General features: G+C 67.9%; 13 protein-coding genes and 1 pseudogene. 8 read left to right on the top strand and 6 right to left on the bottom strand.

The features are described from left to right. Positions 1 to 214: 214 nt before the first annotated feature. Positions 215 to 4,651: a MobF family relaxase gene (mobF, locus tag ABZ863_RS11710; RefSeq protein ID WP_358534177.1), complete on the top strand. Its 4,437-nt coding sequence runs from the start codon at positions 215 to 217 to the stop codon at positions 4,649 to 4,651. An 11-nt stretch (positions 4,652 to 4,662) separates the two neighbouring features. Here the strand turns inward: mobF and ABZ863_RS11705 are convergent, their stop codons facing one another. After that, a complete protein-coding gene (locus ABZ863_RS11705; RefSeq protein WP_358534174.1) occupies positions 4,663 to 5,079 on the bottom strand; it encodes a hypothetical protein in 417 nt (138 codons plus the stop codon). A gap of 385 nt (positions 5,080 to 5,464) precedes the next feature. On the opposite strand from ABZ863_RS11705, the gene ABZ863_RS11700 reads away from it, so the two are divergent. Next, positions 5,465 to 5,680 (top strand): hypothetical protein, encoded by a 216-nt coding sequence (locus tag ABZ863_RS11700; RefSeq protein WP_358534171.1) that lies wholly within the window; start codon positions 5,465 to 5,467, stop codon positions 5,678 to 5,680. Continuing rightward, the gene (locus ABZ863_RS11695) at positions 5,680 to 6,117 is read left to right on the top strand and encodes a hypothetical protein (protein ID WP_358534168.1); all 438 of its coding nucleotides are present in this window, start codon (positions 5,680 to 5,682) and stop codon (positions 6,115 to 6,117) included. The genes ABZ863_RS11700 and ABZ863_RS11695 overlap by 1 nt, the downstream gene beginning before the upstream one ends. A 489-nt stretch (positions 6,118 to 6,606) precedes the next feature. Here the strand turns inward: ABZ863_RS11695 and ABZ863_RS11690 are convergent, their stop codons facing one another. Further along, the gene (locus ABZ863_RS11690) at positions 6,607 to 6,786 is read right to left on the bottom strand and encodes a hypothetical protein (protein WP_358534165.1); all 180 of its coding nucleotides are present in this window, start codon (positions 6,784 to 6,786) and stop codon (positions 6,607 to 6,609) included. Positions 6,787 to 7,104: 318 nt separating this feature from the next. On the opposite strand from ABZ863_RS11690, the gene ABZ863_RS11685 reads away from it, so the two are divergent. The 3 genes and pseudogenes from ABZ863_RS11685 to ligD all read left to right on the top strand — a co-directional run bounded on the left by ABZ863_RS11685 (position 7,105) and on the right by ligD (position 10,194). Beyond that, positions 7,105 to 7,962 (top strand): hypothetical protein, encoded by an 858-nt coding sequence (locus tag ABZ863_RS11685; RefSeq protein ID WP_358534162.1) that lies wholly within the window; start codon positions 7,105 to 7,107, stop codon positions 7,960 to 7,962. A 662-nt stretch (positions 7,963 to 8,624) separates the two neighbouring features. Continuing rightward, on the top strand, positions 8,625 to 9,119 hold the full coding sequence (locus ABZ863_RS11680) for a site-specific DNA-methyltransferase (protein WP_358534393.1): 495 nt from the start codon (positions 8,625 to 8,627) through the stop codon (positions 9,117 to 9,119). 141 nt (positions 9,120 to 9,260) lie between these two features. Next, positions 9,261 to 10,194 (top strand): annotated as a pseudogene (gene ligD / locus ABZ863_RS11675) (non-homologous end-joining DNA ligase). Positions 10,195 to 10,767: 573 nt separating this feature from the next. Here the strand turns inward: ligD and ABZ863_RS11670 are convergent. The 3 genes from ABZ863_RS11670 to ABZ863_RS11660 all read right to left on the bottom strand — a co-directional run bounded on the left by ABZ863_RS11670 (position 10,768) and on the right by ABZ863_RS11660 (position 11,417). Beyond that, the gene (locus tag ABZ863_RS11670; protein ID WP_358534159.1) at positions 10,768 to 10,965 is read right to left on the bottom strand and encodes a hypothetical protein; all 198 of its coding nucleotides are present in this window, start codon (positions 10,963 to 10,965) and stop codon (positions 10,768 to 10,770) included. Between the two features lie 74 nt (positions 10,966 to 11,039). Then, on the bottom strand, positions 11,040 to 11,261 hold the full coding sequence (locus ABZ863_RS11665; protein WP_358534156.1) for a hypothetical protein: 222 nt from the start codon (positions 11,259 to 11,261) through the stop codon (positions 11,040 to 11,042). 21 nt (positions 11,262 to 11,282) lie between these two features. Beyond that, positions 11,283 to 11,417 (bottom strand): hypothetical protein, encoded by a 135-nt coding sequence (locus ABZ863_RS11660; protein WP_358534153.1) that lies wholly within the window; start codon positions 11,415 to 11,417, stop codon positions 11,283 to 11,285. A 156-nt stretch (positions 11,418 to 11,573) separates the two neighbouring features. Here ABZ863_RS11660 and ABZ863_RS11655 point away from each other — a divergent pair, with 156 nt between their 5' ends. After that, positions 11,574 to 11,966, top strand: coding sequence for a hypothetical protein (locus ABZ863_RS11655; RefSeq protein WP_358534150.1), 393 nt, complete (start codon positions 11,574 to 11,576; stop codon positions 11,964 to 11,966). A 592-nt stretch (positions 11,967 to 12,558) separates the two neighbouring features. Then, positions 12,559 to 12,789 carry a hypothetical protein gene (locus tag ABZ863_RS11650; protein ID WP_358534147.1) on the top strand — a complete coding sequence of 77 codons (231 nt, stop codon included), beginning with the start codon at positions 12,559 to 12,561 and terminating at the stop codon, positions 12,787 to 12,789. A gap of 152 nt (positions 12,790 to 12,941) precedes the next feature. On the opposite strand, the gene ABZ863_RS11645 is transcribed toward ABZ863_RS11650, so the two are convergent. After that, complete coding sequence (locus ABZ863_RS11645; protein ID WP_358534144.1) at positions 12,942 to 13,145, bottom strand: helix-turn-helix domain-containing protein; 204 nt, start codon at positions 13,143 to 13,145, stop codon at positions 12,942 to 12,944. Between the last annotated feature and the right edge of the window lie 32 nt (positions 13,146 to 13,177).

Below are 13,177 nucleotides of genomic sequence, written 5' to 3'. Positions count from 1 at the left end.
CAGTCACCAGAACTCTTTCCAGCAGCACGACCATGACCACGACTCACCACAGCAGCACAGTCACCACGACGACGACACCAGTTGACGCTCAAAGAGAAGGAGCACACCTAGGCATCACGATCCGATGGTCCGGTGCGCCGTGGCCGGCGCCCGGGACGCGACCCGCGTTGTTGATCTTCAACGCTGGCGCGTTGATCTTGGTGGGGTGGTTGTGGTGCTGACGATTTCCACGGGATATTCGGTCGAGTACCTCACAAAGGAGGTCGCCGCCGGGCGGGAGAACTACTACACGGGCGCGGTCGCGGCGGGGGAGCCGCCGGGCCGCTGGTACGGCGCCGGCGCGGAGAAACTCGGCCTCACGGGGCTGGTCGACGAGCAGGACATGACCGCGCTCTACGAACGGTTCGTGGACCCGCGTGACCCAGCGTTCAACGACCCGCAACGGTGGGCGGAGGCGTCCACTTTGGGCCACACCGGACGCCGGTACCAGACCGAGGACGAGTTGTACGCGGCCGCGTTGGAGCGGGAGCCGGACGCCAGCCCTGAACGCCGGGCTGAACTCCGGTTGGACGCGGGCAAGCGCGCCCAAAAGAACGTGGCCTTTTTGGACGCCACGTTCAGCGTTCAGAAGTCGGTGACCGTCCTGCACACCGCGTTCGAGGCCCAACAGGTCGCCGCTGAACGCGCCGCCGAACAAACGGCTGCCGCACTCGCCGCCGCTGAGCCGGGCGCGGTCGACGAGCTGCAGCGCCAGCGGGACGAGGCGCTGCGCGCCGCGGAGTCATGGCGCGCGCACCGCGACGCGGTCGAAGACGCCATCTGGGCCGGCAACCGGGCGGCACTGGACTACCTGGCCGAGCACGCCGGCTACTCCCGGATCGGGCACCACGGCGGCGCCGCCGGGCGGTTCATCGACGCGCATGAGTTGGTGGTGGCGTCGTTCTTCCAGCACGACTCCCGCAACCACGATCCGCAGCTGCACATCCACAACGCCATCCTCAACCGCGTTGAGGGCGCCGACGGACAGTGGCGCACGCTGGACTCGCGCGCGGTCCACAAGTTCCGCGGCGCCGCCGCCGCGGTGGGGGAGCGCACCACCGAGGAGCACCTTGCCCGCGCGCTGGGGGTGCGGTTCGCCGCCCGCCCGGATGGCAAGGCCCGCGAGATCGTCGGGATCAGCCCCGAGGTGATGGAGCTGTTCAGCTCCCGCCGGCGGGCGATCACCGCCCGCACCCGCGAGCTGGTCGAGGCGTTCGAAACCAAGTTTGGACGGGAACCGAACAGCTTGGAGCTGGACCGGCTGCAGCGCCAAGCCACCTTCGCCACCCGCAACGCCAAATCCCACGACGGCGAGACCGTCGAGGCCCGCCTGGAGCGGTGGGACCGCCAGCTGCGCGCCGAGGTCGCCGGCGGCCTGGCCCAGGTCGCCAGCGACGTCCTGCACCAGACCACCGAGCAGGCCGAGCCGGTGGCCTGGTCACCGAGCGAGGTGCTCGCTACCGCGCTCGCTGATGTGCAGTCCAAGAAGGCCGGCTGGACCGCACCCGACCTGACCAGGGCGATCAGCGACGCCCTGCCCGACCAGCTGGGCGAGCTCGCCGGCCCGGACATGGCCCGCCTGCTGGACACCCTGACTGAACAGGGCGTGCAGCTCGCCGTGCCGTTGGACGCCGAACGCCCCGGTGCGAGCGAACTTCCGGACGAGCTCAAGTTGGCCAACGGGGCCTCGGCGTATGAAGCGCCGGGCCGGCGACTGTACGCCACCCCGGACCACGTCCACACCGAACGCGCCCTGGTCGCCTCGACCGCCCGCGCCGAGGCGCCCGCGCTCGCGCCAAGCAGCGGCGAGCGGTTCGTGGCCGCTCTCGCCGAGTCCGGGATCGAACTGGGTGCCGACCAGGCCGCCGCCGTGCGCGGCGTGCTGTCCTCCGGCGCCAGCGTGGAATCCCTCGTCGGCCCCGCGGGGACGGGAAAGTCCTTTGTGGTCGGCACGCTGGCCAAGGCGTGGCAGGACCCCACCCTGTGGGACGGCCAGCAGCGCAAGGTTGTGGGTTTGGCGGCCAGCCAGATCGCCACCGACGTCCTCACCGGAGAAGGACTCACCGCCCGCAACATCGCCCAATGGCTCGGTGCGCAGCGGCGCCTCGCCGACGGCGGCCGCGCACCCGAGGACCAAGCGTGGCGGCTGGCCGCCGGTGATCTGGTGGTGGTCGACGAGTCGGCGATGGCCAACACCGCCGACCTCGCGGCGATCCACCAGCACGTCACCGCCGCCGGAGCCAAGCTACTGCTCACCGGAGATCACCGGCAGCTCGCCGCCGTCGGCGCCGGCGGCGGCATGCACCTCATGGCCGAGGCCGGCGCGAGCTACGAGCTCGTGGAGGCCCGCCGGTTCGCCGCCGAGTGGGAACGCGCCGCCTCCCTGCGCCTGCGCGACGGCGACGAGACCGTGCTCGCCGACTACCACAAACACGGGCGCCTGCTCGACGGCGGCACCCTCGACCAGGCCGAAGCCTCCGCCGCCCGCGCCTGGCTCGCGGACACCCTCGACGGGCAGCACGCCCTGCTCATCGTCGACACCAACGAGCAAGCCGCCCGCCTCTCGGCCGACCTGCGCGCGGAGCTGGTGCGACTGGGCAAGGTCGCCGAGGAGGGGGTGCCGCTGGGGTTGCAGGGCACCTACGCCGGAGTCGGCGACCTCATCCAAGCCCGGCTCAACGGGTGGGACCTCGCCGGGTACGAGGGCAACCGGCGTGGCCCGATCAACCGCGAGCAGTACCGCGTGCTCGACACCCGCGCCGACGGCGGCCTGATCGTCGCGCCCATCCTCGGCCGCGGAGCCGAGGGGGAGCAGCTGGGGGAGCGCATGACCCTGCCCGGCGACTACGTGGCCGCCCATGTCGCCTTGGGCTACGCCTCCACTGTCCACAGTGGCCAGGGCCTCACGGTGGACCGCAGCCACACCGTCATCACTCCGAACACCAGCGCGGAAGCCCTCTACGTCGGCATGAGCCGCGGCCGGCACGGCAATACCGCCCACGTCACCACCCGCGCCGTGCCCGCCGACGCCCCCGACGGCGCCGCACTCGACGCGATCCATCGCACGCCCGCCGCCGTGCTCGCCGGCGCATTCCAGGGTGCCGACCCACAGCGGTCCGCGCTGGCCGCGGCGACCGAGTCCGCCCAGGAAAGCGAGGCGATTCGTACCCCTGCCGAGTTGCTGGGGGATGCGACCGAGCTGGCGACTGCTGGGCGCACCGCCCGGTGGTTGGACCAGCTGGTCGACACCGGGCACCTCACCGCCGAGCAGCGAGCCCGTATCGCGGTCGAGGACGGCGCACCGAGCTTGTCGCGCTTGCTGCGCCGCGCGGAGCTCGCCGGGCACGACCCCCGCCAGGTCCTCACCGACGCGGTGACCAGCCATCTGCTGACTGGGGCACGGCAGTTGACCAACGTGCTGCACCACCGCATCACCGCCAGCACCACGTTGAACCCGGTCGGCGACACCTACGCCGACTGGCTGCCCCAGGTCGACGACCCGCAGTGGCATACCTACCTGCAGTCGCTGGCCGGTGCTGCTGATCAGCGGCGCGACGCCCTGGCTGATGAGCAGGCCGCGCAGCCTGAACAGTGGGTCGTCGAGGCGTTCGGCGCAGCGCCCGCCGAGGCGGACGCACTCGACGTGTGGAAGGCCAAGGTCGGGGTCGTCGCCGCGCACCGCGAGCTTGCCGGTCACGACGACCCCGAAACCGCTCTTGGCGCGGCCCCGAAGGCCGGGCAGGTCGAAGCGTACGCGTCGTGGCGGGCCGCCTGGCGTGCGCTCGGCCGCCCGGAGTCCGGGCGCGACGAGCTGGAGATGTCCGACGGGCAGCTGCTGATGCGCGTCCGCGCCAGCGAGCGCGAACAGGCGTGGGGGCCGGCCTATGTCGCCGACGAACTCGCCGGCACCCGCCAGGCCACCGAAGCACAGCGCCAGACCGCCGCCATGCGCCGCGCCGAAGCCGACGCCGCCACCGACGCCGCCGCGCGGGAACGGCTCGCCCAGGAAGCCGCCGACGCCGATGCCCTGGCCGCCGTGCTCGACGAGCGCGCCCGCCAGCTCGCCGACGCCGACGAGGCCAGGGGGATGTGGTTGGCCCACACCGCCGAAACCCGCGCCGCCGCCGATCGCGCCAAGGCCGAACTGTCTGCCCGGCACGTCGACGACACCGAGGTCGAGCCCGTCGTCACAGCAGAGGAATGGCTGGCCGCTCACGCCGAGGACGCCCAGGTCGAGGACCAGCACCGCCAGGTCACCGACGAGCGCGACCTGGTCGACCTCGCCGAGCAGCGCGCAGCCGACATCACTGCCGTCGAGCAGCAGCCCCACGCCGACGCCCCGGAAACCGTCGTCGACGACGTCCGAGACACCACCGCGACCGAGGATGCGCCGGATCAGTATGACGAGGTGCGGGTGCCCACCGCCGAGGAAACCGCCGACGCCGTCGCCCGCGCCCAGCGCGCGTTGCTGGAGATCGAGCAGCGCCAGCAACTCGACCAGCATCACCTTGCCGAGCAGGCCGAGGCGGCCGAACTCGCGCGGCGGCACGCCGAGGACTACGCCGCCGAACAGCAGGCCACAGCCGACGAGGATGCGGCGGTGCTGCGATGAAGCCCGGCCAGTCAGCCGTGCGTGGTCTCCGGGACGGTGATCGGGGCGGGGCCGGTGCGGCGCCACGCCCATGCCAGCGTCGCCACCACGGCTTCCAGCCAGCCTGGCTGGCTGAGCACGCGCGGCGGAACGGGTCGGCGGAAGAGCATCTTCTCCGCGGCCAGGCACTCCGCGGCGATCAGTTCTTCGTAGGCGGACCCGGAACGCCGGGTCACCGGGGCACTCGCGAGTTCGCGGCCACCAGCGATGCTCGGGACTGTGGCGCCGGCCAGCCACCGGCAGGTTGCGACCACGCCGTAGGTGGCCCAGCTCTGTGGGTCTGCCTCCACCTGGCGTTCCGCGGCGAGCCACACCCGGGCGAACTCGACCACCGGCACACGCACATTCCGCGCCGGGATCCGCTCCAGATCGGCCGCCGTGAGGTCCATGCACCGATGGTGCCACCCACCACCGACAACCCCGCCGCCCCAGATTGTCACACCGTGGGTGAGAGCGACCCGACCTCTGCGGTCGGGGGACGGGGCCGACCTACGGCCGGCGCTGATCTTTCTGGACGCGACAAACGTAGCCACTCACCCCGTCTGCGGCGCACAAGTCCGGTTACCACGACGGCACCTCGCCAGCAAGGGGTCCAAAACATCTTGGCCGCAAAAAGCGCGCGTCCAAGATCTTTTGGCCTGATCCCTTGCTGGCGAGCCTCCGCCGCCGTGGTCGCCCTCGCCCGCGGGCAGGCCCCCCAAAAGCACGGGGGCTGCCCGCAGGCCCAAGGGCCGCGGACAACCCAAAAAGCCACTGACCACGGAGGAAAACACCATGGCGCGCAAGAAGACCGCCGACAAAGACGCCGCCGCCGCGTGCGGCATGAACGTTGACCAATGGAACCAGGTCCGGCAACAAGCCGGCGCGGCCCGCACCCGCGGCCGCCGACCGAGCGGAACCGCCGGCTGCGACACCAAGCTCGCCACCTGGGGCCCGGTCGAGGACCAGATGACCCTCTTCACCGACAGCCCCCAGGACGGTGCGGCCTGATGGGCACTGTCTACTGCGGACCCTACGCCGACAAGATCGGCTACGACCTGCACGAAGGCTACGCCGCGCGAATCCTGCCCGACGGCACCGAAACCGGCACCTGGACCTACGAGACCCGTGAGTTCGTCGGCCACCGCGCGCACTGCACCTGCGGCTGGCGCGGTCAGCACCGCTACCCGGCGACCGACCATGGCGAAAACCTCGCCCACGAGGAATGGGACCACGACCACCTCCGCCCCATGGTCGACGCCGAGGCACGCCGGCACACTGTGCCCGCCACTGTGCTGCTCGCCCTCGCCCGCGAGCTGCGCCATTCGGTGACAACCACGGTCAACGACCGGGGCGAGCAGGTGCTCACCGAACGCGGCCGCAGCATGCACGACGCGGCTCAGCTGCTCGACCAACTTTTGGACGAGCTGGCCCGAGGCGAGCAGTGACGTTTCGTGGCTAAGCGGGCCACTGGAGCCCCACACACGACCGCACACGGAAGGGGACGAACCGGGAACCCGGCAGCAACCCGCTGAACGGGCCACCCAACCACGCCCCCGACCCGCAAAACACGGTCGAAAACTAAATCCGAACCCGATCAGGCCAGCACGACAGCCACGCGAAAGATCCGGGCTAGTACCGTCACCACGGCCGCCACCCCCAGGGCGGCCCCTGCCCCCGCGCGCTCCCAACAGGGTCGAGCGTGCGGGGGCTTCTTTCGTGTGCACTCAGACACTGTGATGCGGACGGCATGTTCGCTGCATTGTGTCGCAGGCGCGTTGTAGGCTTTCTGATCAAGGCGAATGGACTAAACCCCTCGAGTTCGCGCAGGTCGAGCAACTTACCGACGCCGGTAACCTAGGTCCTCGAGCCCATGGGACTACGAACTGACCCGCAGGGCTGCTTACCTCGTCGCGATGAACGGCGATCCAAACAAGTCAGAGGTCGCCGCAGCGCAAGGCTACTTCGCGGAACGCACCAACCAGGCCGAGACGATTGAAAATGATCTCGCGGGCTTGCCGGAGTGACCCCGCCAGCAGATCGACACGATTCTGCGGGTCGGCAAGATCGAGGTCGAGCAGATGCGCCAGCGGGAGCGGCTTGATGACGTTGAGCACCGACTCGGCGGCATCGAAGCTCTGATTCAGTCAGGCAAGCAGTGTGCCTCCGGTTGGAGTAGGCGTGATGCGCCGCATGTTTGATTCCATTCAGTCCATTCCCTTCGTCGTCACCCGGATAGCGGATCTACGTCTTGATCAAACATCGCATAAGATCGATAGGTCTGGTTTTAGTGACGTATTCGACTGGGGCACGTGCATCTTGTGGCGCACATTGGGGGTGAATCAAAAGAATATCTCTTGTGAATTCATATTGCAATTGACGCTGTCCAATTTAAGGTCAGCGGCAACTCTTTCATGTGAGTAGGAATGCAAACAATGAAGCGAAGATTTGGCGCGCTGCTCGCCCTGGTTGTTCTCCTATTGGTTTCATTTCCCGGCATGTCCGTTGCTGAGAATATTGATCCACGTATCCGTGACTTCGTGGAGCGTGTGCACAATAAGTGGGGACTGGATCTAAACCCAATGGACTATGTGGTCTTGGAAGACTCCAGGGGTACCTCGATCACCGAAAAGAGTTCCTCGTCATTGCAAGTTCGAGAAACAGCTGCAAGCTCCGGCGGTGAGGTAATCGAGTACCAGTCGAGTCTGGAAATCTCTGACAAGTCGGGCGAACACGCGATCGCGCAAGAGCCTGTGTGGAAAGCTCCCCGATGTGATGCCCGTGCTCTGAAAACCTGGGAAGGACTTCATATTGCATGGCTCGACTTTTGCACGCAATGGGGGAATATGGACTATGCCGGAGATCCGCTGAACCACCATGTGGTGTTCAGGGGTTGGCTCACCTGCAGGTCGACTCAGAATTTCTATGCGGTGACAGCTTGTGGTGGGGGAATGCACCGAGCAGGCCCGTCAGTTTGGAACGACTGGAGCCCGAAGTCCGACTTGGATCTGCCAACCTGTCGGTCGGAGACTCTGTCCGTGACAGTTGGTCCTGTCTCTGCGTCCACTTCATACAATGCATGTGAAAGACAAGATATGGAGAAGGGCGAAAAGGTCGAATTTATGAACACGTGGCGCGGAAAGGCGCGCGCTTCGGATCGAGAGAGTGCCTTTATGGTTGCATTTCACCAGCCGAAACCGAACTCAATTAGCCTGTATAGTCGAACGACATTCGAAGCTGGCATTTGTCGGGCAATTGGACTCGACCCGTGTGCGGATGTGACACCAGTCTAGCCTCTGGTTGCGCACGTATTCGTTCTGTCAGACGCGCGGATGGTCCGTGGCGGGTTGCTGCCAACTCTTTGACAGCTCACAATCTGGACTGATACAGTTCGGAGGTGCAAGGTTCAGGCCTTTGGTGGGGGATAGTTAAGCTTGGGCGCACTAGGTCGAGCGCGGCTAGAGCGAATCTCGGCGCTACCGTTGCGCTCGGTTTGCTTATTCTCACCTCTGGTTGTCAGGGAAGTTTCGCCGGGGAGAGTCGTTCGGTTGCGGCTGAGGAGCGGCCAGTTGGGCGCGCAGAGGCCCAGCAACTGCTGAACCAGGCGGTAGATCTGGCGCAGGCCGGTGACTATGCTGGCCTGTGTCAGTCCGTGGCAGCTGCGGTGGCTAATTGCCGGATTGCCGTACAGGCCGCCCGTGATGACCGGGCTGAACCCGGAGCGAATTCGCCCGTGATCGTTAATTCCACCTACTTCCAGGAAAAAGGCTACGCTCCCGCGCTTGTTCTCCATTTGCGTGGAACGAACTCAGACGGGGCACCGTACCGAAGTGACTTTGCCGTCATCAGGGATGACCAGAATAGGCTGCGGAGTCTCACCCCGGTTTATTGGTCCGGTGTCGAATTCGTCGGCAGCGAGGCGGAAAGTTCGCCTGGATAGTGTCAGTCTGGTTCCCTGCAGGGAAGTTCGCCCCGCCCTACAACTCCGGGGCGCACCGGATCTGAGAGGCGTAATCAGACCGCCGTCGACAAAGTCACCAGCGATGCGCTGCAGGTGGCTGGCTGGACCTGGCAGGGCACCCTGGTGTGGCACAAGCCGATCGCGCGGCCGCGCCGCGGTGGCTTCAAGGCCGCTGCCGAGTACATCGTGTGGGGAACCAACGGCAAGTTCGACGCCTCCCGCGAGGTCTACCTACCGGGGGTGTTCAGCGCGAGCCAGCCCCGCGGCCGGCAACGCCGCCACATCACCCAGAAGCCCGTCGAGGGCTTGCTGGACGAGTTGGTCCAGATCAGCCCCGAGAGCGGCACCATTCTCGACCCGTTCACCGGCTCCGGCTCGACCGGCGTCGCCGCGCTCGCCGCCGGCCGATCCTTCGTCGGCGTCGAGCTGTCCGAGCACTACCACGCCGTCGCGCGTGAGCGGCTCAGCGCCGCCGCTCCAGTCTCCTGAGCCGCCTTTCTCTCAGTCTTGGCCCGGGAGCTGCAGCTGGGAGGCCTGCACGCCCCCGGGTCAAACCCCCGCCAACGAGGTGCGCTGAGCCGTTGCAGTGCGGAACATGAAGGGGTGTCGCTCCCGACGCCGATCCCGCCGATGCTCGCCTCGCCCGGTGAGCCGCCGGTGGGTGAGCGGTGGGCGTCGAGTGGAAATGGGCGGCGTGCGCGCGATCCTGGCGTGTGCCGGCGGGGAGGTCCGCGCCTACTCCCGCAACGAGCGGGACATCACCGCCAGCTACCCGGAGCTCGCGGCGCTCGGCCAGCTGTTGCGGCGCCGCACCGTGCTGGTCGACGGCGAGATCGTCGCCCTCGACCAGGCGGGCCGGCCGGATTTCGGTCGGCTGCAGGCTCGCATGCACGTTGCCCGGCCGAACGCTCGTCTGCTTAAGGACGTGCCGGTCGTGTTCTACGTGTTCGACCTGCTGCAGCACGGTGACACGAGCCTGCTGCGCGAGCCGTACCTAGAGCGCCGGAAGCGACTCGCCGCGCTGAAGATCGACCGACCGCCGCGGTTCCGCACCCCGGACCACTACCTCGGTGTGGGCGGGCAGGAGCTACTTCGTATCGCCGCGGAGCATGGGCTGGAGGGCGTCGTTGCGAAGCGCATGGACTCCCGCTACCGGCCGGGCGCCCGCTCACGGGACTGGATCAAGACTCCGCTGCGCCTGACACAGGAGGTGGTGGTCGGTGGGTGGGTGCCCGGGGAGGGCCGCCGTGCCGGCACCCTCGGTGCGCTGCTGCTGGGAGTCAACGACGATCAGGGCAGGCTGGTGTACGTCGGGCACGTCGGAACCGGATTCACCGACACCGCGCTCGCCGACATGCTCGAGACACTCCGGCCGCTGGAGCGGCGAGCGAGCCCGTTCGCCGGCCCGCTGCCGCGGGTGCACTCCCGTCCGTCCCATTGGGTCGAGCCGGTGCTGGTCGGCGAGGTCGAGCACCGGCAGTGGACCACTGACGGCTATCTACGCCACCCGTCGTGGCGCGGGCTGCGCCCGGACCGTAAGCCGGGCAAGGTGCGGCGGGTGTGAGTCGTCGACGCGGTGGTACACGGTGCTCATGGCATAGATAGGCGACACGTTCCGCCCAGGTGAACGGGCGCCTGTGAGCGAGTTCTACGAGTGCGACAGCGGTTGCGGACACCGGTGAGTACCAACGTCGAAGGGCATGTCCTGCCCCCACTGCCAGACGGCTGCAAGGGCAAGGGGTTGGAAGCTGGCCGAGGAGCGGCCGACCCACCTAATGTGACCTCCGCCGAGTTGACAAACAGTCGAACACAAGTTCGAATAATGCGGTGCGTGGAGAGTTCGGCGGGGAGAACGTACCGGTCATCGGCATCGCGCAGTGGAAGCCAGGCAGTACCCGCGGGTCGGTAGCGCCGGTCTACCCGGAGACGTGTCCGCGCGGGCATGATGTGCGGCCCTCGGGGAGTATGTGGGTGGGCTGGCACCACGGCCACAGCATGCGCATGTTCACCTGCAAGCGCTGCCACGCCGAGGGCCCCAAGTCTGCGGCTTGGTGCGTCCAGGGGAACGGCGCTGGGATGTGGCAGGCCTTTTTGGACGGTGGTGGCACACTGCCGCCTGGCGAGACCATCGAGTCACTTACACGAGCCCGCGATGCTCCGGCCACCAGGTCGCGATCCGATAGCACAGCGGGCACGCCAGCTGCAGCTGGCGAAGGTCAACAGCCCAGCTGAGCCGCGTAGCGACGAGTAGGAGATCGAGGAGGCTGCGGAACGGCTGGCCCGGTAGTGGCCGGTGGCAGCTTTCGCACGCGGCGTGCCACACCGCTTTGCGCATCGCACGTCCTCCTTCGGGCGTGTGGTGGAGCCCCGGCCGGAGCGATGTTCGGGGCCACCTGCTCCGGCCGGGAGTCAGGGAAGTTCGGCTCGCCCTGGCTGCCGGGCAAGGCAGAGCTCGCAGGGCATGCCGCGGATGCCGTCGAGCTGGTCGAGCGTGCCGGGGCCAAACGTGGCCCCGCAGTAGGCCATGAGCTGCTCGGGCGGCGCGTCCGGGTAGGGGAACAGGTGCACCACGCGGCGCGTCTCGCCAACGACGCCGGAGCGCGGCCTGGCGATGATCAGGCGAACAGTCACAGGATCCCCCAGCGTGTGCGATCAGTCGTCGCTGTCGCTGGTCGGCTGGTCATCATCGGCACTGTCGTGTGGCAGCTCCGTGACCGGCACGTCTGCGATCGGCGCGTCGCCGTGTAAGTCGATCTGCTTGCCGTTCGGGGTATATCGCCAGCTCATGGGCCGATCGTGCGGCTCTTGGGGGAGCAAGAACAGAGCACGGGAGCCGCGACTCTGTGCCGCCGTCTCGGGTGCTAGGCCTTTGAGGCATAGAACCTGCTGCGGGTGGTTCGCCGGGTAGCCTCGGGCGCGTGGAGCTCCTGCCGTTCGACGAGTATGTGCGCTCGCTGCATCGCAAGCGGATGTCTGCAGGCGTGCTGTTCCGCGACGGCGCCGGCCGGGTCGCGGATCGACCACACCGCACGCGCCGGCGACCCCGAGGAAGCGCTGCACCTGGCCGAGGCCATACCTGCCGCGCGCGGTGACGTGCCTGCGTTCTGGGAGGCCGGCCACCGACTGCGGCTCGCCGCCGCCGCGCTCGAACTCCCGCAGGACCGCCGGGCGCTCGCCTACCTCGCCGAGGCCAAAGACCTCGCACCCGACTGGGTCCGGTACCAACCACTCGGCGAGGCGACGATGCGCACCCTGGTCGACCGAGCCCCACGGCGCCGCGGTCAAGCCTTCGCTCACCTGCCCGCCCACTACGGCATCGTCACCACCGAGCGGTAGCCCACAGGTTGAACACAGCACAAGGCCCGGGGCGCGCCCTTTCGCCCGCGCCTCGTTGCAGTCTGTCCCGCGGTGCAGGAGGTCGAACTCGCGCCGTCTCTGGGACTCTTTGCCATACTCGGCCGGGCAACCCAGTTGCCTCTGCCAGGGTCTCGCGCAGCTCTAGCCTGGGGCTTTCGCGCGGGTGTGGTCGGCTGGGACACAGCAAGGTGTACGCGCTGTCGCCCGTCCTCCAAGCTGCGGTTGGACCTGCTGTGAGAAGCTCGTGCGGCCAGATAGAGGCCCCTTGCGACTGTCGGAGAACCATGACGCCGCCGCGCCGCCACAGCGAGGACATGAGGGGGCAAGCCGCCCCCCTCTGCGGTCACCGTCGCATACCCCTTCGGGCATCTGGATCGCGCTCGCCGCGCTGATCGCTAAGGGAAACGGGGCCTCCCTGCGTTCGTCCGCGTCACTTTCGCCCTCCTCTCCGCAGTATTGACCTTCTACGTGGGTAAGAGTGTCGGCTACAGCGTCCTGCACTCGAGTAGTACCTACACGATCAGTCTGTTCTCTTTGGTTCTGCAGACCTGCCTGGCTCTCGTCGGGAGCGGTGCTTGGTCTGGGCCTGCGTTTTGTCGGCGACGGCAGTTGGCGGGGCGTGATCGCCGCAGCGGGCGGCATCGGGCTGGTCTGGGGCGATGTGGTTCGGCGGGCTGGATTCGAGGTCCTGTATGGCCCGGTGTACACGCTGTTCGCGGTCCTGGTGACCGCGCTCTTATTCAAGATCGGCTCCCAAACGCTCGCCGAGTTCACCCGGATCGGTCTGAGGCCATTCCTCTGATCGCTCCGGGCTACCTGCTCATATCGGTCCCCGATTTCCCGGAGCGGGCGCGTCAGCGCGGATGCGAGGTCGCGGCACGCCCTCAGCCAAGAGCCTTTCTCGGCGCCGATACGAGATCGTGTCGTTGGCGTGGCCGTTCGTTGGCCTTCCGTTTAGGGGCCGTCGTGGTTCTGGCGTACCCAGTGACCGCCGAGCTGGCGCCGCAGGTCGCTCATTAGCCAGCGGGCCTGACCGCCCGGGGTCGTGTACAGCGGCTTGACCTTGCCGTCCTGCCACCAGCGAAGCAACGTCGTGCGATGTACACCCAGCAGTCGGGCGGCCTCGCCGCTGCCGACCGGCCTCTCCTGTTGCGCCACGCGTGCAGCATTCCCGCTGTTCTGCCGCGCAT

The sequence above is a fragment of the Saccharomonospora sp. NPDC046836 genome (genome assembly GCF_040645195.1).
Taxonomy (GTDB): domain Bacteria; phylum Actinomycetota; class Actinomycetes; order Mycobacteriales; family Pseudonocardiaceae; genus Prauserella_A.
This window is presented reverse-complemented; position numbering and strand designations above follow the sequence as displayed.